The 17,917-nt window shown below is 63.6% G+C and carries 14 protein-coding genes and 2 pseudogenes; 8 read left to right on the top strand and 8 right to left on the bottom strand.

The features are described 5' to 3' along the window. Nucleotides 1-75: 75 nt before the first annotated feature. A complete protein-coding gene (locus tag DN412_RS27040; protein ID WP_115214425.1) occupies nucleotides 76-2,331 on the bottom strand; it encodes a patatin-like phospholipase family protein in 2,256 nt (751 codons plus the stop codon). Nucleotides 2,332-2,632: 301 nt separating this feature from the next. Next, nucleotides 2,633-3,991 carry an AraC family transcriptional regulator gene (locus DN412_RS27035; RefSeq protein WP_115214389.1) on the bottom strand — a complete coding sequence of 453 codons (1,359 nt, stop codon included), beginning with the start codon at nucleotides 3,989-3,991 and terminating at the stop codon, nucleotides 2,633-2,635. A 142-nt stretch (nucleotides 3,992-4,133) separates the two neighbouring features. Between DN412_RS27035 and DN412_RS27030 the strand changes: the two genes are divergently transcribed. From DN412_RS27030 to DN412_RS27000, 7 genes and pseudogenes are all read left to right on the top strand, one after another. Continuing rightward, nucleotides 4,134-4,541, top strand: coding sequence for a carboxymuconolactone decarboxylase family protein (locus DN412_RS27030; RefSeq protein WP_115214388.1), 408 nt, complete (start codon nucleotides 4,134-4,136; stop codon nucleotides 4,539-4,541). Between the two features lie 71 nt (nucleotides 4,542-4,612). Continuing rightward, entirely contained in the window at nucleotides 4,613-5,668 is a 1,056-nt protein-coding gene (locus DN412_RS27025) for a beta-keto acid cleavage family enzyme (RefSeq protein ID WP_115214387.1), read from the top strand. An 81-nt stretch (nucleotides 5,669-5,749) separates the two neighbouring features. Continuing rightward, nucleotides 5,750-7,024, top strand: a complete 1,275-nt coding sequence (locus DN412_RS27020; protein ID WP_115214386.1) for an MFS transporter — start codon at nucleotides 5,750-5,752, stop codon at nucleotides 7,022-7,024. 6 nt (nucleotides 7,025-7,030) lie between these two features. Next, nucleotides 7,031-7,870, top strand: a complete 840-nt coding sequence (locus DN412_RS27015; protein WP_115214385.1) for an SDR family NAD(P)-dependent oxidoreductase — start codon at nucleotides 7,031-7,033, stop codon at nucleotides 7,868-7,870. Nucleotides 7,871-8,078: 208 nt separating this feature from the next. Next, nucleotides 8,079-9,727 (top strand): annotated as a pseudogene (locus tag DN412_RS27010) (3-(methylthio)propionyl-CoA ligase). A gap of 388 nt (nucleotides 9,728-10,115) precedes the next feature. Then, complete coding sequence (locus DN412_RS27005; RefSeq protein WP_115214384.1) at nucleotides 10,116-10,463, top strand: hypothetical protein; 348 nt, start codon at nucleotides 10,116-10,118, stop codon at nucleotides 10,461-10,463. A 288-nt stretch (nucleotides 10,464-10,751) separates the two neighbouring features. Beyond that, a complete protein-coding gene (locus DN412_RS27000) occupies nucleotides 10,752-10,964 on the top strand; it encodes a hypothetical protein (RefSeq protein WP_208647663.1) in 213 nt (70 codons plus the stop codon). Between the two features lie 165 nt (nucleotides 10,965-11,129). Here the strand turns inward: DN412_RS27000 and ybgF are convergent, their stop codons facing one another. The 4 genes from ybgF to DN412_RS26975 form a co-directional block, all read right to left on the bottom strand. Then, a complete protein-coding gene (ybgF, locus tag DN412_RS26995) occupies nucleotides 11,130-11,849 on the bottom strand; it encodes a tol-pal system protein YbgF (protein ID WP_115214382.1) in 720 nt (239 codons plus the stop codon). A gap of 116 nt (nucleotides 11,850-11,965) precedes the next feature. Then, on the bottom strand, nucleotides 11,966-12,235 hold the full coding sequence (locus tag DN412_RS26990; protein ID WP_115214381.1) for an H-NS histone family protein: 270 nt from the start codon (nucleotides 12,233-12,235) through the stop codon (nucleotides 11,966-11,968). A gap of 184 nt (nucleotides 12,236-12,419) precedes the next feature. After that, complete coding sequence (locus DN412_RS26980; RefSeq protein WP_115214380.1) at nucleotides 12,420-13,685, bottom strand: H-NS histone family protein; 1,266 nt, start codon at nucleotides 13,683-13,685, stop codon at nucleotides 12,420-12,422. A gap of 94 nt (nucleotides 13,686-13,779) precedes the next feature. Beyond that, nucleotides 13,780-14,985, bottom strand: coding sequence for a DNA-binding protein (locus DN412_RS26975; protein WP_115214379.1), 1,206 nt, complete (start codon nucleotides 14,983-14,985; stop codon nucleotides 13,780-13,782). Nucleotides 14,986-15,132: 147 nt separating this feature from the next. Here DN412_RS26975 and DN412_RS26970 point away from each other — a divergent pair, with 147 nt between their 5' ends. Next, nucleotides 15,133-16,374 (top strand): tyrosine-type recombinase/integrase, encoded by a 1,242-nt coding sequence (locus DN412_RS26970; RefSeq protein ID WP_115214424.1) that lies wholly within the window; start codon nucleotides 15,133-15,135, stop codon nucleotides 16,372-16,374. Nucleotides 16,375-16,428: 54 nt separating this feature from the next. Here DN412_RS26970 and DN412_RS26965 read toward each other — a convergent pair whose 3' ends face one another. Beyond that, entirely contained in the window at nucleotides 16,429-17,229 is an 801-nt protein-coding gene (locus DN412_RS26965; protein WP_115214378.1) for an IclR family transcriptional regulator, read from the bottom strand. 297 nt (nucleotides 17,230-17,526) lie between these two features. After that, nucleotides 17,527-17,793, bottom strand: a pseudogene (locus tag DN412_RS26960) (IS630 family transposase); the annotation flags it as partial. Nucleotides 17,794-17,917: the final 124 nt, after the last annotated feature.

The following is a 17,917-nucleotide window of genomic DNA, read 5'->3' as shown; positions in this document are numbered from 1 at the left end:
CGGGGCGAACGGAGACGATCTGCGGCTGCAGTGCAAAACAAGCATACCTTGACAATGCCGGTTTAATGTCCGGCGTCACGGTTTGCCCAGGTACAGATAGAAGCTATAGTGACCCGCCGCAGCACGCCCATAGGCGACGTATAGTGGCCCGACCGGAGTATCGAGCGCTACAAACAACGACCCGGATTTGAGCACGCCGGTGGGGCTCCCCGGCACCAGCGGCGCACCCATACGGCCCGCTTCCAGCGAGAAGCCTCCATACACGCCTTCCAGCAAGGACTGCCTGGCCAGCTTGTAGTAGTAGACGGCCCGCACGAATTCGAGGTTGCCCCCTATCAACTGTCCGGTGCTGTAGCCCGACTGCTGCAGGAAGCCTCCCCACTGGAATAAGTCATAGCGCGGCAGCGGATTGCCGCCAATATTGCTGCCAGCCTTGAAGCCGAAGTTGAGCGTGTGCCGGCCTTCTGACCACGCATAACTGCCGTCGGCATCGGCCTTGACGTACGCCTGGCTGGCGCCCAGGCCCGGCTCGGAGGCAAAGACATGTGCCGTGGCGGCGTAACCCGAGCGCGGGAAGCTCGTGCTGTCCAGTTGGTCGAGCAGGAGCCGGCCCGTAACGGCGCCGCGCTTGGCATAGTCGGGGCCCGGCGAAAGAAAAGCGGGTCCGGTACTAAGGCTTACGTTCTCGCGACCAAACAGCACGCCAAGCCTGGCTTCGCCGTACTTGGTGAACTGGCTGCCGACATCCAGGGCAATGTCATACCGGCGCAGGTCATATGTTGCGATACGGTCTGTGTCGCGGAACACGTAGACGGGACGGCGCTCCAGTTCCACACGCGGTGCCACAAAGAGGGACTGCCGGGTATTCAGCGGCTGGTAGAACTCGCTGGTCAGGCTGCTCGTCTGTCCTGCCTGGACATCGGTGCGCCATTCGGCGCCGAGCGAATTGATCCAGGTGCGGCGATGACTGGCCAGCAGGTTGAAATAGGACTCGCCGCGGAAGTCGGTGCTCAGTCCCAGTCCGAAGCGCAGGTAGTTTGGCCCGTATGATTTTTCGATGGCGTCAACCGACAGGATCCGCTTGCCGGGCTCCTCGAGAATGCGGTAGTTGACGTATTCAAAGTCCCCGGTGCCGAACAGCCGGCTCATATCCTGATCCAGCTCAGCCTGCTGGATGGGGAGGCCAGGCCTGGTCTCCATGGTGGCGGCAGCGAAGTCCGGATTGACGCGCTCCAACGGTGCGAAGCGGATCTCGTCGACCGGGCGCAGGTCGGGTGGCGCAACGTCCTGCTGGCGTTTGCGCAATGCGGCATAGGCCTGTGGCGGCAGGCCAAGCGGCGCCAGCCGATCCTCCAACTTGCGTGCAGCGGCCTCGCCGATGGGGATGGTCTTTGGCAGATGGTCAAAGTCGGTTGCCGAGAATTCGCCCAGTTCGGGCAAGATCAGGATGTCTTCGGGCCTGAGCTGGGCCAGCGAGGCACGCACGTTTTGTTCGGTGAGGATATTCAGCATTTGCCCGGTCACTCCGAGCAAGGAGCCCAGTTCTTCGCGCCGCATGAGCGGCGTACCGAGGTTGACGGCAATGATGATGTCGGCACCCATGGCGCGCGCCACATCCACGGGCAGGTTGTTTGTCAGCCCCCCGTCGACCAGCAGATGCCCCTCGTAGTCGATCGGCGCGACGACACCGGGCACCGACATGCTGGCGCGCATGACACTGGCCAGCTCGCCCTTGCTGAATACCACGGCGGTGCCCGTCACCAGGTCGGTCGCTACCGCGCGGTATGGAATCGGCAAGGCATCGAAATTGCGATAGCCCGGCGCCCGCGCCAGCCCGCGCAGCACCTTCTCGAGCTGCACGCCGGTGATGGCGCCCTTGGGCAGCACCACGCTGCCGTCCTTGACGCCCACTTCGGGGGTGAAGAGATTGGTGCGGTCTTCCAGCTTGCGCCGGATGGCAAGATCCTGCCGTGGGGGCCGCTCCCTGAACAGCTCTTTGCTGGACAAGCCGGACACCAACGCCTCCATCTCGTCCGGGGTGACGCCGGTGGCATAAGCCGCACCGACCAGCGAACCCATGCTGGTGCCCGTGATGCAGTCAACTGGCACGCGCAGCGATTCCAGGACCTTCAACACTCCGATATGGGCAGCGCCACGGGCACCGCCGCCGGACAGCACCAGGCAGATTCGGGGCCGGCCGAGGGGAGCGGCAGGAGACTGCGCCGCCGCACGAATCGGTGACAGGAGCGTGATGAATGCGGCGGCCAGTACGCACCCAAGGCGCCTGGGGTATGCGCGCCTTGACGGGCGCGCTTTCTCTCCCTGGACCATCCATGCCGGGATCTGATGCTTTCTTGATATCGCTTCGGCATTCATGGGCGGGGTTCAAGGAAGCAGATTGCTTCAGGCTAGACCGTAAAACGCCGGGCCGATAGTGGACCAAAGTTCAGCCGCTGCCCCCTTTGCTACGTGGCCGTGTGTCAGTTCGTACTGAATCTGTTGCCGCCTTTTCTCGTCGGCAACGCGATCGGCATGAACTTCAGTCAATACCTGCGGCGGGTATGCCTCGGCGGGAGGATCGCGATTCTGGTCATCGATCGCGAGCGTCTTTTGAGAGCCTCCCTATTCGCGATCAGGATCGTTGGATCTTGCGGGTGTGCCTTGCCCCTGCCCCCTTGGCCTTGGCTGCCACCGGTGGCGGCGGCAGATCCAGCGGCGCTGCAAGGGGTTCGGCCTGCCCCAGCAGGCGCTCGGAACTGGCGCCAGACTGCGCACGGTCAGGCTGCGCGACCTGGTGCTTCAAGCTCTCGAGCTGCTCCCACAGTGCGCGCGCCAGCCGGTTCTGCTCCAGCGCGATGGCGCGTACCGCCTCGGGATCGGCAGGAAGATCGGAAGGGGCCAGGACGGCAGGCACGCCGCCATAGTGTCCGGCTGCCGCAGCGTTGCCAATGTCATATGACGCATTTGTGCCTGAATCCTTGGGTGCCGCAGCATTACCCCTTCTGCTCCGCCACCTCGAAACGCTACATCCGAAGCGGCGCCCAAACCAGCGGGAAAATGCGCTCAATGATGAAAATCCCACCAGCGTCGCGACTTCAGACAGCGGCCGATCGTCGCTATCGATATACCGCTTCACCAGGTCCTCCCGCACACCGTCGACGATAGCCAGGTAGCTTTCGCCGTGCTGCGCGAGGCGACTATATACGGTCCTGCGACCGACGCCCAGATGCTGCGCCACGCGATCCACCGAACAGGTGCCCGACGGAAGTAGTGTGATGACGAGCTTCCTCACCTTGTCGGGCATCGTCGCGCTGGACTGAGCGAGCATCGCATCCAGGTAACGGCGCACCTGCTGCGCCATGACCGGATCGTAGGCCGGGATCGCGACTTCAAGATCGGCCGCCTGGCACACTAGACCATCAAAATCCTGCCTGAACAGAACCGGGGCCCCAAACACCCGCGCGTACATGGCGAGGCTGGCGGGAGCGGCATGCGTGAAGCAGATGGTATGCGGCCGCCACGCGGCGCCGAGAAGCGTGCTCAGCGTCCTGTGCAAGACGCCCAGCACCAATTGCATTGCCTGCCGCATGGAGCCAGCGTAGCCGGCGAGCAGGTCCTCCCGGATGATGACGATGCCCTCCGCTTCCTCGATGCGCATGTGGAGCGCTTCGTTCTGCAGCCGCAGGTAGTGCGACACCGAGTCGAGCGCCTTGCGTAGCGTGGGCTGCTCCTGTGTCACAAAACCGAGCGGCCCGAGGTTGGAGAGCTGGCGGGACTCCGCCATACGCAGGCCAAGATCCTCGATGCCGGCGGCCTCGGCCGATGCTTCCAGCAGGCGCCCCACCGCCTCGGCTGGAATCATGATGTCCGGGGCCAATAACGCAGACCGGTCAATGCCGGCATCACGCAAGTGCCGATAGGGATCAATCCCAACGGATCGCGCCACCCTGACGTAGTCGGTCAGGGCGGCACTGCGAACTAAGTAGGCCATAAGGTTTTCCCGTACTACCCAATATGTAAATTCAAACTCCCGGGATGTCAAATTGGCAATCCGCCCGTGTCCGATACTTGCCTCCAGACACACGAGGCGCGCATATGCGGCGCGCCAGTCAAGACAGTCAAGGAGACGAGTAATGAGCGATAAGACGAGCGGCACCGCTACCCCGGTTTGCGATCACCTGCGCGCAACCGGTTCCTGGAATCCGGCCTGGGATCCCATTGCGGAACTGGATCCCGCCTGGACTGAGAAATTCATGGCAATGGGCGCGCACACGGTGATGTCGGGCGTGCTGGAGCCGAAGGTGCTCGAATTCATCGCCATCGCGGTGGACGCGTCCTGCACCCATATGTACGCACCGGGCACGCGCCGTCACATCCGCAAGGCGCTCGAGCTGGGCGCCACCAGGGCAGAGATTGCTGCCGTGCTGCAGGCGGTAAGTGTGCTTGGCATCCATACCAGCAGCCTGGGGGCACCGATTCTTCTGGAGGAACTGGCGGCCATCGAGCAGGCCAGGACGACCACCACCCGGGCTGCCGCCTGAGTACCAAGCCGCCCCCCCAATCCCCCCCACCAGATCCCTTAACCCACGAACATCATCGAGGACGACAAGCCATGCATTTCCTAGACGACTCCCTGCTGCCCGAAAACCAGGAAAAACTCGTGATTCAGGTTGCGCCCTACGGGCCGCAATGGATTCCTGGCGACTCCGACGATATCCCAGTCACCATGGATGAGCAGGTCCAGAAGGCGGTCGACTGCTACAACGCCGGCGCCACGGTGCTTCACGTCCACGTGCGCGAGGCCGACGGCAAGGGCAGCAAGCGCCTGTCCATGTTCAATGAGATGCTGGCCCGCCTGCGCGAAGCCGTGCCCAAGATGGTATTGCAAGTGGGCGGTTCCATCTCGTTCGCTCCGGAAGATGAAGGAAAAGCCGCCAAGTGGCCCAGTGACGACACGCGCCATATGATTGCGGAGCTCAATCCCCGGCCGGATCAGGTCACCGTTGCCATCAACACCGGCCAGATGAACATCATGGAGTTGATGACCGAGGCGGACATCGCCGACACGTCGTTCACCAATCCCGCAGTGCAGGCGGCGTACCGGGACATGGTCTCCCCGTCCAACCCGTCGTGGCATGAGGAACACATCAGGCGGCTGGTGGCTAATGGTATCCAGCCTCAATTCATGCTTGGCAACCTGGCGCAACTGGAGACGCTCGAGCGCCTAATCCGTAGGGGTCTGTACCAAGGCCCGCTGAACCTGAATTACGTCGCCATCGGCGGTGGTGCTTCAGGCCTGCACCCGGCCGACATGCTGGAGTTCGCCCGACGCACGCCAGATGGTGCTGTGCTCACGCTGGAAACCCTGAATCGCAATGTCGTGCCAATGAACACCATGGCCATCGCGTTGGGCCTGCATGTGCGCGTCGGCATCGAAGACACGCTGTTCGGCCCGGACGGCAAACGGGCGACCTCGGTGCAGCAGATCGAGAAGATGGTGCGCATTGCGCGTGAGCTCAATCGCGACATCGCCACCGGCGACGATGCCCGCCGGATCTACCAGATTGGCACCCATTGGCAATCCACCGATGAGACGCTGAAAGCCTTGGGCATGGTGCCCAACCGTGCGCCGGCGCAGCGCGGTGTTCCTTTGCGCAAGGTAGCGTAAGCCGGCGAGTCCCGGACGGACTGCGGCAGCGTACCGTATTCCGTCCGGCAGACAAATGATCCTGCGCTCTGGAGACATCTGATGTTCTGGAAAAAATGCCCCTCTGCCGTTCTGGCAACGTTGTTGACGATCCACCTGCTTGCGCACATCGACCGTAACGTGCTGCTGGGATTCTCGCCGCAAATCATCAAGGATCTGGCGATCAACAATGCGCAATACGGATTCCTGGTCGGCGCGGTCTGGGTGCTGAGCTTCGGCGTCATGGCGATGTTCATGGGCACGCTCGCGGATCGTTTCAGCCGGACGCGGATCATCGCGGCCGGCGTGCTGATCTGGAGCGTCTGCACCTGGGCTTCTGGCCATGCACAGACCTTCGAGCAAATGGCGATCGCGCGCTTCTTTGTCGCCAGCGGCGAGGCGGCCCTGGTGCCAGCCGCGGTGGGCTTGCTGGCCGAGTTGTTCTCCGAGAAGCGGCGCGGCACGGCGATGGGCTTGTTCTTCATGGGCATCCCGCTGGGCATCGGCTGCAGCTTCCTGCTGGCCGGCACCATTGGTGCCGCGCACGGCTGGCGCACGACCTTCTATGCCTTGGGCGTGATCGGCGTCGCCATCGCCATGCCGCTGGCATTGCTGAAGGAATATCGCGGCCAGCTTGCGCCCGAGGATCGGGGCGCGCCCGCCCTGCAACAAGTGCTCACCGTACTTCGGCTGATCAGGGGGCATCGCGCGCTTCGCTTCACCATTGCTGGCTTCGTGCTAACGCACATCGCCTTCGCTAGCCTCTCTTTTACGCAACTGTGGATGGTGAATGAGCGCGGCATGGATGCCGCCGGCATCGCCACCCGCATCGGCGCGCTGCAACTGCTGTTCGGCACGCTCGGCTCGGTGGTGGGTGGCGTCCTCAGCGACCGCATGGCGCGCAAACTACCTGGCGGACATGCCACGTTCATGACGCTGCTCGTCGTGTTCTGCGCACCGTTCATCATCGCCTATCGTTTCGCCCCTGCCGGATCCGCACTATTCTACATCGGCATGTGCGTGGGCTTCTTCCTGCCGCTGGCACTTTACGGCCCGGCCAATGCGGCTATCACTAGCATGGCACCGCAAAAAATGCGGTCGACGATCTCTGGCTTCACGATGCTATGCATCAACGTCTTCGCGATCGCCATTGGCACCGTGGCCGTGGGCGCTGCGACAGACTACCTCATCGCAAATGGCACCACTGTGCCTCTGACACGCGTGCTGCTGACCACGGATGTGCTGGCAATTTCTTCGGCACTGTTCTTCGCGCTGGCCGCGCGCGCGTCGTGCCAGCAGCCGGCCATCGACATTCATCCCCTGCAAACCACAAGGTAAGGAATCATGACGCAGAATCAAAGGAAAAATCTGCAAGGGCGAGTCGCCCTGGTCACTGGCGCCGGTCGCGGCATGGGTGGCGCTATCGCGATCGACCTCGCCATGGCGGGTGCGCACGTCATGATCTGTGACATCGACATGCCCGCACTCGAGCAAACGCGCGCAGCGGTGGAAGCGGCCGGCGAACAGTGCCTCGCGCTGCGCTGCGACGTGTCCTCGAGCATCGAAGTTGACAACATGTTCGCCGCTATCGCCGAACGCTTCGGCACGTTGCACATCCTGGTCAATAATGCCGCGCTCGTGCCGAACCGGCCAATCGACGTCGAGCGCCGCAACAAGCACTATGCCTATATCACCTCCCCGGTGCCGCGCCAGTCGCTGGGCTTTACCAGCCATATGAGCGACGAAGATTGGCATCGCTACTGGGACGTTAATGTGCACGGCGTGTTCTATTGCACACGCGAAGCGCTCAAGCTGATGGAACCCCAGCGCGACGGCAAGATCATCAACATCGCATCGATTGCCGGCTTCTCGGCGATGAGCGCGCATAGCCCGAATTACTGCGCGACCAAAGGCGCGGTAATCGCCTTCACCAAATCGGTGGCTGCCGAAGTAGCCGGCGCCAATATCTTTGTCAATGCCATGGCTCCAGGCGGTGTGGCAACTCCAGAATTTACGGAATATTTCGCGGCCGCTGGTAAGGAAAAGCGCAACCAGTTCTGGCAGGTCGTCCCGGCTGGACGCCTGGGCACGATGCAGGAATATGCGTCGACCGTGACCTACCTGGCCGGCGACCATTACCTGGTCGGACAGGTGATCAGCCCCAATGGCGGAGTCGTGATCTGACCGTGCGCACCACATGCCCCAGCACGATCTTCCCGCGAAGGCTCTGCCCGGTGGCATAAGAACGCAACCCCGGACAGGGCAGCGGGACCAGATGACCACGCAGGAACGGATCAAGCTTGCGGCACAGCCCGAATACCGCCACAGGCCAAGGCCGGCCTCGCGGCGTGACACCAAGACTTACGCAAGACTACAGAAGGTGAATTGACCCATGAACGGTTTGATGATGCATAAGCAGTTGTTGATCTCCTCACTGATCGTGCATGCGGATCGACACCACGGCGATACGGAGATCGTGTCACGCCGGGTTGAGGGCGACCTCCATCGCTACACCTTCCGCGACTGTCACCGCCGCGCCCGCCAGATGGCCAACGCGCTGACCAGCCTGGGTGTGAACGCGTCCGACCGCGTCGGCACGCTGGCATGGAACGGCTATCGTCATATGGAGCTGTACTACGGCATCTCCGGCATGGGCGCGGTGATGCACACTATCAATCCTCGACGGCATGAGGACCAGGTCGTCTATATCGCCAATCATGCGGAAGACCAGTACATCTTCTTCGACCTGACCTTCCTGCCGCTGGTCCAGGCCATTGCGGGCCGCTGCAAGACCGTCAAGGCCTTTATCGCGATGACCGATCGCACGCATATGCCGCGGGATTCCATCATCGCGAACCTGCAGTGCTACGAAGACCTGATCGAGCAAAGTTCTACGGCCTATACGTGGCCGATCTTCGACGAGGATACCGCCAGTACGCTGTGCTATACGTCCGGCACCACCGGCAATCCGAAGGACGTCCTGTACACCCATCGCTCCACATTGTTGCATACCTATGCGGCGGCGCTGCCGGATGCGCTGAACTGCTCGGCACGCGACGTGATCCTGCCGGTGGGGCCAATGTTCCATGTTATGCCTGGGGCATTCCGTACGTCGCATGCATGACTGGCGCCAAGCTCGTATTCCCTGGCCAGGGACTGGACGGAAAATCGCTCTATGACTTGTTTGAAGCCGAGAAGGTCACGCTCTCCGCCGGCGTGCCAACGGTCTGGCAGGGCCTGTTGGGCTATCTCGAACAGAGCGGCCTCGAGTTTTCGACCATGAAGCGCACCATCATTGGCGGCGCGGCCTGCCCGCCTTCCATGCTGCGAAAATTCCAGGAGGACTACGGCGTAGCGGTATTGCATGCATGGGGAATGACCGAGCTGAGTCCGCTCGGTACGGTCGGCGCAATGAAATCCAGGCATATGGAAATGCTCCCGGAAGACCGCTATGAAGTGCAGTCCAAGCAAGGTCGCGCAGTATTTGGCGTCGATGTGAAGATCGTCAGTGCGGACGGTCAAGAACTGCCTTGGGACGGCGTGACCTCCGGCGACCTGCTGGTGCGCGGGCCATGGGTGGTGCGCAACTACTTCAGGAATGAAGGCGGCAGCCCGCTTCAGATCGATGGCGAAGCGCACGGCTGGTTCCCGACTGGAGACGTTGCTACCATCGATGCCGATGGCTTCATGCAGATTACTGACCGCAGCAAGGACGTGATCAAATCGGGAGGCGAATGGATAGGGTCGATTGATCTGGAGAACATTGCGATGGCTCATCCGGCGGTGTCGCAGGCGGCCTGCATCGCGGCGAAGCATGCCAAATGGGATGAGCGCCCCTTGCTGATCGTCGCCAGGAAGCCGGGAGCAGAGCTCACGGGTGAGCAGTTGCTCGCCTTCTATGAAGGAAAAGTCGCAAGATGGCGGACCCCGGATGACGTGGTCTTCGTCGATGCAATTTCCTTGGGTGCGACCGGCAAGATCCTGAAAAACCGCTTGCGGGAACAGTTCGGTGATCACCTGCTGGGCGAACCTCTGAGTTGATCGATATTGCGGACAGTTCCCCTTGGTGGCAGGCGGAATGCCGCGAACTTAGGGTTGAAGGCAACTACAGCTTGCTCCCGGCCAAGAGGAGCTCTTGCCGACCTTCTCGGACGTCCAAGGCTCGGTTGGAATGACCGCGGCTCTGGCCATTTCGGCCGTTCGACTCTGAACTGCCGATGACGGAGAAGGGTCGTTCTGGGACTGTCGGGCTGGCGCCGCGGCATCTAGGTTGGCCGAGTCGGGACTAGTGTGAATCATCTGGACCGTCAGAGCGCATGCCCCCGGGCTGCGCCATGGCCACGCGCACTGCAAATGTCAACCCCGTCGTTTCTCTGCCGTTAAAAGACTGTAGCGGGTAATCCGATCCAACATCGTGAGCGGGTAATTGATGCCAGTTGATGACAACGACGTGCCGAAATACCCCAGGGGCGACCTGCGGCGAATGCTTACCGTTCTGGCTGCGATCGACGCCATCACCGATGCGACCTTGGTCAAGGTGGTAGCGCGGACTGGCATCGATAAGAAGACTGTGACCATGCTAGTTAAGCAAGCGGCGGCGCAGGCCGGGGTTCGTATCGAGAAGGACGGACCGGTCTATCGGCTGGTCGATTGGGGACCGGTCCTCAAGAAGTCTGGCGCGAAAATGGCATTGAACGGTGTATTAGGAACCGACTCAGTGACAGCCGCAGCGCAAAATCAAACGCCCTTGGCCATGCGAAGCATTGACGAGCACTGACGCCGCATGCTCGACTGCATCTCGTCCTTCCTGTCGCGGGCTAGCCTTCCCGCGTTGCGATAGCAGACCACCGGCGGTCGGGTGGAGGCGGCGACTGGCCGAAGCGCCCCGCCCTTTCAGAGGCCTTCCAGCGTCCAGTCCCATAGTCGGCAATCTGCACCGGATCCAGTGGTCCATTTAGCGCTTTCCCTTAATGCCTTTCCCCAAGTGCTACTGATTGCAGTTGTGCCCATACTGGTGGCTCGCCGTTTCGCGTGGCGATCACTTTGATTCATGGGATCTGCCGCCATGCTTGCAATTGTTGCCTGGATCACCTGCTCCTTCGCGGTTGGCCTTTTTGCCAACGCACTGGGACGCTCCGGCGCCACATGGATTATCTTCTCGTTGATCCTGAGCCCGTCGCTTGGGCTGATCGTTGTCGCCGTGCTCGACAAGAAGTGGACCAGGTCCGCTCGCGTGAAAACTGCCATTGCACCTGCAGCTGTGTCAGTACCCGTTTAGCCAGCCGGCAGCATGGGTTGTGATGCAGCCTCGACGCGCCATCATGGCACGTTGGTGCCAACTGGCGGCTTCCGCCGAAACCTCGGGACGGGGAGTCCCTTCTAATCGATGACCCCACGGCGGCCCTTTGGCGCACTGTGCGGGCTGGCTGGAACCCGCCCGCACTTACTTCAGCGTCTTCAACCGGTTGATCGCCGCACGCGCGCCTTCGGTACCGGGATACCTGGCCACCACCTGTTCCAGCGTTTTGCGCGCGGCAGCCTTCTGGCCGGACTCGATCTGATTATTGGCCACCGCGATCATGGCGTCCGGCACCTTGGGATGCGTCGGGTTGGCATGGATCATTTTCTGCAGCACCCAGGTGGACCCCTTGTAGTCGCGCTGCGCGTAGAGCGAGTTGCCGAGCCAGTACTGGGCCAGCGGCAGGTACGGGCTCTGCGGATACTTCTTGATAAACGACGAGAACGCATTCCCGGCGCTCTTGAAGTCGCCCGCCTGGAAATGCTTGAGCGCGGCGTCGTATTCGGGCTTCTCGCCCGGCTGCGACGTGCCTTGGCGGTCTTCGACCGAAGCGTGCTGCGGCTCGAATTTCTTCAGGCGCGCATCCAGGTCGGCGTAATAGTCCTTCTGCTGCTTCTGCAGCGTCGCTACCGTGTTCTGCAGCACTTCGTTCTGGCCGCGTAGCCGCGCCAGTTCCTGGCGTAGACCTTCGAACTGGTTCTGCAGGTCGAGCGTGGTGCGGCTGTTCTGCTCAATGCGCTGGGTAGCCGTGCCCTGGAAGCTGTTGAACTGGTCGCGCAGGTTGATGACCGTTTTGCGCGCCTGCTCATCGTCGAACACGCCGGCGTGTGCCGGCGTGGGTGGCAGCATACCGCCGCTCGTCATGGCGGCGAGCTACAACAGGGTAAAAACGCGTACTTTCATAAATGGGTCGTCGTGGGTTGTGTCGGTGAGCCCTCGTCAGATTGCCGTTGGTCTGAGGGCCGAATGCATCGGCGGGCCTATCCCACCCGGAAAAACTCGACGCTCTGCCCCGCATTGACGGCCCGCTTGAGCCACGAGGGCATCTCGCCCTGCCCGTCCCAGGTCAGCCCTTCCGCATTGCGGTAGCAGACCACCGGCGCCGGTGGTGCGGGCGGTGGAGGCGGCGGCGGCGGCGGCGGCGGCGCGAAGCACCCCGCCGCGTCGAGGTCTTCCAAGGTGAGCCCGTAGTCGTCCATCTGCGCCTGAATCCAGCGGATCGCGTCCGCCCGCTCAGTCTTTGCTGTCATCGCTGCCGTCACTGCCGTCACTGCTGTCGTTGCCTTCGTCCTGATTGCCAGGCAGCGCCGCCGCCCCCGGCTCGTTGCACAGCTCTTCCCCTTGGTCTTCCTACGCAGTGGCCGCCGAACTTCCGGCCTGCCGAGTTTGCTCGTCAGAAGGGGGGCGGACCGGCCGCGCCCGCCAACCTGTCGTTCAGGACAAGCGATCGATGAGGAAACGCTCGGGCTTCTTGCCAATCCACGCGGGTGCCCGACCGCGCCCCGACCAGGTCTGGCCCGTCTTGGGATTGCGGTACCTCGGGCGCGGCGCGGCCTTCGTCTTGGTCGGAACAGCGCGGGCAGCGGGCTCAACACTGGGCTTGCCCGCAATGTCCTCAATGCTGAGGTCGTACTCCTGCATCCACTGCTGAATCTCCTCCACGACCTTTGGCACTTCCGTGGCTCGCAACTGCTCAAGTTGCGCATTGACAGATGCCAGTTGAGCGAGCAGTGAGGATTTGGACGGGCTTTGGGTTGCGGTAGGCGCTTTTTGCTCCTGTCGCGGCTTCCGGGTTCGCGTCTTCTGAGTCGGCGCTTCCGGGGCAGCCTCCACTCCAGGCAGTGCTATCTGCTTCGGCCCGCGCTTCCGGGTTGGGGTCTCTTGAGTCGGGACTTCCGGAGCGGCAAGTTCAGCTAGGATTTTCGGCTTCCGACCGCCCTTCGGGGTCCGCCTCTCTTCCGGCGCAGCTTCCGGAGCGGCGGTTTCGGTGAGCACTTTCGGCTTCCGACCGCGCTTCGGGGCCAGCGTCTCTTCCGGCGCAGCTTCCGCCGCGGCAGTTTCGGTGAGCGCTTTCGGCTTCCGACCGCGCTTCGGGGCCCGCGTCTCTTCCGGCGCAGCTTCCGCCGCGGCAGTTTCGGTGAGCGCTTTCGGCTTCCGACCGCGCTTCGGGGCCTGCCTCGCTTCCGGCGCCGCTTCCGGAGCTGGGGCGTCAAGCGGTGCTACCGGGGCGGCCGTTTCGGTCCGTTCGTCCTGGGCGGCAGCTTCCGTCGGCTCGTCCGTGGCCAGGACTTCAACCGGAGCTTCGGCCACGGCTTCCGTGGTCGCTTCCGAGGGCATGGCTTCCATGGGCGCTGCCGGCGCGTCAGATTCCCTCAACGCTTCCGAGGCGGCGGCTTCCCTCGATGCTTCCGGTGCCACGTCGTTCGTTGAAGCGTCCGGGGCTGCGTAAGGCCGCCGGCGCCGATATGACACGGTCGCCGTCGGGCCGCTATCCCGGCTGGTGGACCAGAAGTCCATGCGTCGGGCCTGCGTGTCAGCGCTGCCACGACCGACGCCTGCATCCCTGGCTTCACCCATGACGGGATCCGCGTCGCGCATCGCCTCCGCGATGGGAAGCTCCATCTGACCAAGTCCGTCCGTCGCCTGGCTCGCGACAACGGGTTCCACCACTTGCTTCGGGGTCAATTCGCTCTCCTTCATTGAAGACACTGCAGGTGCAGACGCTTCCTTATTCCATGGACGGTGAGACCTTGTCTCTTGCGTGTCGTTCGCTTCAGCGGATCGCGTTCCCCGCTCAGTCTTTGCTGTCATCGCTGCCGTCGTTGCCTTCGTCCTGATTGTTGGGTAGCGCCGCCCCCGGCTCGTCGCCCTGTTCTCCGGCCAACTCATCCTGCTGAGCTTCCCCCTGACCGTCGCCCTGCTCTTCCGGCGCGGTCGCCGCCGAACTGCCGCCCTTGCGCCGCCTTCCACCACCGCCGTCCCGTTCGGGCGGCGCGACGCGCAGGGTGGCCAGCAACTGGCGCGCGAGCGCCGCTTCGGCTTCGCCGCGCTCGGCCCGGCGCAGTGCCGCGGCGAGTTCCGCCTGCACGGCCTCCAGGTCGCCCGCCGCCTTGCGTTGCGCCTGCTCGGCTACCGCGAGCCGCTCGGTCAGCGCCGCGGCCTGCGCTTCGAGCTTGGCGCGGCCCTCCGCCTGCGCCACGGCCGCATCGCGCGCCTCGCTGCGTGCCGCCGCCAGTTCGGCGCGCAGGTCTTCGGCCGTGCGCTCGCTCTTCTGGCGCGCGGTGCGCTCCTGGTCGAGTTCGCGCAAGCTGCGCCGCTCGCTGGCTTCGGCGCGTTCCTGCGCGAGCGTCACCGCCTCGCGCGCGCGCTCCAGCTCCGCCGAGAATTGGGTTCGCAAGGCGTCCAGCTGGCGCCGGCCCGCCTCCAGTTCCGTCCTCCCCGCCTCGAGCCGGGCCTGCGTGGCGGCGTGCGCCTGTCGCTCCGCGGCCAGGTCTGCCTGCACCGTGTCGTGCGCCTGCCGCGCTTCCGCCAGCTGGGCGGCAATGGCCGCCGCATCCTCGCGCGCGGCGGCCGTCTCCACGCGCGCCGCATCGCGCTCGGCTTCCGCTTCGCTCGCGGCGTGCCGGGCTTCCGCGCGCAGCGTCGCCAGTTCGGCGGTCGCCGCTTCGTTGGCCGACTGCCAGATGGTCTGGACCGCCTCGGCGGCGATCTGCTTGAGGGGGTCCGGCAGGTCCGGATGGTCGATGGTCACGCGCGTCCGGCCGCGCAGCTCCCGCCAGAACTGCTGCAGCACCTCCGCGGGCGTGCCCATGCTGCCCTTGCGCACCAGGCTGTAGAGCTTGTTGGCGGTGGGCGTCACGCCGTAGCGAAAAAACAGCAGCCCGCAGACCTCGCGATAGAGCGCACGGGTTTCGGGAAAACGGCTGCGCAGGTCGGCAATGTCATTGGCCATGGCGGCCTGCAGCGCAGCGTCGGTCAGATCCAGGTCGGCTGCCGGCATCGGGAAAAAGGGAGTGGAATGACTCGATATATTACTACGTAATACGTTTAATTGCTAACGATTGTTTCAATAGTTTAGACATAACTGCGCTTATGTCTACCTATATGCTATAGTGACGCAAATAGCATGTGCTTCGGCCGATACACCATGGAACTGCTCCCGATCAAACCTTTGGATAGCCTGGCCGCCCCGCTTCCCACCCCGCTCGAGCGCTTGCGCCTGACCCCGGCGCTGTCCGGCGCGGCCGGCAGCAACCGCGCCCCCGCCAACGCCACCCGCATCGCCGCGGCCGACGACCTGGCCGCCGTGACCGCCTGGCTGGCGCGCTATGCCGACAGCGCCGCGACGCTGGCCACCTACCGGCGCGAAGCCGAGCGGCTGCTGCTGTGGGCCGTGCTGCAGTTGGGCAAGCCCCTGTCCTCGCTGACGCACGAGGATCTGCTCACGTACGAACGTTTCCTCGCCGATCCGCAGCCGGCCGCGCGCTGGGTCCTGGCCGGCAGCAAGAAGCTCGCACGCAGCCATCCGGACTGGCGCCCCTTTGCCGGGCCGCTGTCGCCCGGCAGCGTGCGCCAGGCGATGGTTATCCTGAATGCGCTGTTTGCCTGGCTCACCGAAGCCGGCTACCTGGCCGGCAACCCGCTCGCGCTGGCCCGCCGCCGGCGCGCGCCCACCCAACCGCGCATCACGCGCTACCTGAGCCATGACTGGTGGGCGACCGTGAAAGACACCGTCGCGGCGATGCCGACCGCGACCGAGCGCGAGCGCCTGCATGCGGCGCGCTGCCGTTGGCTCTGTACGGTGCTTTATCTGGGCGGGCTTCGGGCATCTGAGGTCACCGGCACGGCCATGGGGGCATTCTTCTGCCGGCGCGATGCCCAGGGCACTGAACGCTGGTGGCTCGAGGTGACCGGCAAGGGTAATAGGACCCGACTGGTACCGGCCACCGACGAGCTGATCGCCGAACTGGCGCGCTACCGCCGCGCGCACGGACTGCCGGCCACGCCGCGGCCCGGGGAGACACGCCCGCTGGTGCTGCCAGTCATCGGCCGTGATCAGGGGCGCGACAAGGCCCTGTCACGCGGGGCGCTGCACCTGATTCTGAAAGAGGTGTTCGGCCTGGCGGCCGAACACCTGCGGGCGCGCGGGCCCGAATGGGAGGCGCAGGCCGCGGTGTTGGCCAGTGCCTCGGCGCACTGGCTGCGCCACACCGCGGGCTCGCACATGACCGACCAGCAGGTCGACCTGCGTTTTGTGCGCGACAACTTTGGCCATGCCTCGATCGCTACCACGAGCGCGTACCTGCACAGCGAAGAGGATGCGCGGCACGCGGCCACGCAGGAGCGGCATCGTATCGGCTGGAGCAACAAGGCTTCAGGCAAGGCTTAAGGCGTATCCTCGCGCTGGGCCTCTCCCTCCATCGCCCCTGTCCCTGTACCCGGCTTAACCCAGCGCACGCACCGAACTGCTGATGGCACGCGCGCTCTGCAGCAACGGCGGCGCCAGCCGCGCCTGCGCCTCTTCCAACGACCACCGGCTGGTGGGCGCGACCACATGGATGGCGCCAAGCGGCCGTCCGTTGCCGGCGATCACCGGCGCGGCAAGCGTCATGTCGCCGTGAAACAGTTCCTCGCAATTGATCGCATAGCCGCGCTGTCGCGCTTCACGCAGCGTCGCCACGATTTCCGCGACATCCGTGCGTGTATGCGGCGTGTGCGCGACGCGTTCCGAGCGCTCGAGCAGTGTCAGCGCCTCGCCTTCCGGCAAAGCGCTCAGGTAGGCGCGGCCGGAGCCGGTGCAGTACATGGGGATGCGGCTGCCGATCGGCATGTGTACCGGCACGAACTGGGCGCTGACAAAGCGCGCGACATAGACCATGTCCGCTTGGTCCGGCTCCGTCAGGCAGGTGGTTTCCGTCGTCAGCTTGGTCAGTTCCGACAGGAATGGATTGGCCACGTCGATCAGCGGATCGGCGGCCAGGTAATTGAATCCGATCCGCATCACCCGCGGCGTCAACTGATAGCGCCGTGTCTTGGGATGTTTGCGCAGGTAGCCCAGGTGCTCCAGCGTGAAGACCATGCGCTGCGCGGAACTCTTGTTGATGCCAGCCGCCTCGGCAACCTCGCCGATGGTCATGGTGCGCCGAACGGCGCTGAAGGCGGCCAGCACGGCCAGCCCTTTTTCCAGCGACTGGTTGAACAGCAGGCTGGCCGCTTCTTCGACCGGGGGATGAGAGTCTGGCATCACTAGGGATCTCAGGATTGAGGTCATTAGAATCGCATATCGATTCACACGAAGCAACTAGTGGTTTTTATCTATTACGAATTGATCGATGCAGATCGAATATTGGCATGCAGGTTGCGTAAACCGCGAAACGCGCACCTTGGCGCGCCCCCTGACCCCCAAGCTAGTACAACATCCCTTAATTAGCTTTAATAATTATCGGGCTGCAGATACGGGTGCAGGAGCGTGACGACCACCTCAGCCATCTCGTCGAGTGTGCCGTTGCCTGGCAATGTTTCCCAACGCCCGCTNCCTTGATTACAATGCGCCGGTTTGCAACGGGTAGCCCCGGAAACTCCATTTGAACGGGCGTGCCACCTGATTGTGCGCGTGGATAAACTGCTCGGTGCGTTCGCGCAGATGCGCGATGCTCGTGTGGCTCGCGTGACGCAGTACCCGGCGCGTGTAGCGGGCAAACCAGAGTTCGATCTGATTGACCCAACTCGCGTGCAACGGCGTGAAGTGGAAGTGAAACCGCTCATCGTGCCGCGCGTTAAACGCCTGCCAGACGGCCTGGGCGCAGTGTGGTCGGGTAAGGACCCGATGTTGCCACCGGGCCCTCCCCTAAGAACGAAACGTGCGAGTTTCCCCGCATTTCGCTCAAGCCTTTCAAAGCCCCGTCGCCGGAGCCGGTTTAACCACTGAGAAT

The organism is Cupriavidus lacunae (genome assembly GCF_003353055.1).
Lineage (GTDB): Bacteria > Pseudomonadota > Gammaproteobacteria > Burkholderiales > Burkholderiaceae > Cupriavidus > Cupriavidus lacunae.
This window is presented reverse-complemented; position numbering and strand designations above follow the sequence as displayed.

What these genes read in the sequence shown, in the direction of transcription:
- DN412_RS27040 (WP_115214425.1), bottom strand. Translation starts at nt 2,331, where the DNA reads ATGGTCCAGGGAGAGAAAGCGCGCCCGTCAAGGCGCGCATACCCCAGG.
- DN412_RS27035 (WP_115214389.1), bottom strand. Translation starts at nt 3,991, where the DNA reads ATGGCCTACTTAGTTCGCAGTGCCGCCCTGACCGACTACGTCAGGGTG.
- DN412_RS27030 (WP_115214388.1), top strand. Translation starts at nt 4,134, where the DNA reads ATGAGCGATAAGACGAGCGGCACCGCTACCCCGGTTTGCGATCACCTG.
- DN412_RS27025 (WP_115214387.1), top strand. Translation starts at nt 4,613, where the DNA reads ATGCATTTCCTAGACGACTCCCTGCTGCCCGAAAACCAGGAAAAACTC.
- DN412_RS27020 (WP_115214386.1), top strand. Translation starts at nt 5,750, where the DNA reads ATGTTCTGGAAAAAATGCCCCTCTGCCGTTCTGGCAACGTTGTTGACG.
- DN412_RS27015 (WP_115214385.1), top strand. Translation starts at nt 7,031, where the DNA reads ATGACGCAGAATCAAAGGAAAAATCTGCAAGGGCGAGTCGCCCTGGTC.
- DN412_RS27005 (WP_115214384.1), top strand. Translation starts at nt 10,116, where the DNA reads ATGCCAGTTGATGACAACGACGTGCCGAAATACCCCAGGGGCGACCTG.
- DN412_RS27000 (WP_208647663.1), top strand. Translation starts at nt 10,752, where the DNA reads ATGCTTGCAATTGTTGCCTGGATCACCTGCTCCTTCGCGGTTGGCCTT.
- ybgF (WP_115214382.1), bottom strand. Translation starts at nt 11,849, where the DNA reads ATGACGAGCGGCGGTATGCTGCCACCCACGCCGGCACACGCCGGCGTG.
- DN412_RS26990 (WP_115214381.1), bottom strand. Translation starts at nt 12,235, where the DNA reads ATGACAGCAAAGACTGAGCGGGCGGACGCGATCCGCTGGATTCAGGCG.
- DN412_RS26980 (WP_115214380.1), bottom strand. Translation starts at nt 13,685, where the DNA reads ATGAAGGAGAGCGAATTGACCCCGAAGCAAGTGGTGGAACCCGTTGTC.
- DN412_RS26975 (WP_115214379.1), bottom strand. Translation starts at nt 14,985, where the DNA reads ATGCCGGCAGCCGACCTGGATCTGACCGACGCTGCGCTGCAGGCCGCC.
- DN412_RS26970 (WP_115214424.1), top strand. Translation starts at nt 15,133, where the DNA reads ATGGAACTGCTCCCGATCAAACCTTTGGATAGCCTGGCCGCCCCGCTT.
- DN412_RS26965 (WP_115214378.1), bottom strand. Translation starts at nt 17,229, where the DNA reads ATGCCAGACTCTCATCCCCCGGTCGAAGAAGCGGCCAGCCTGCTGTTC.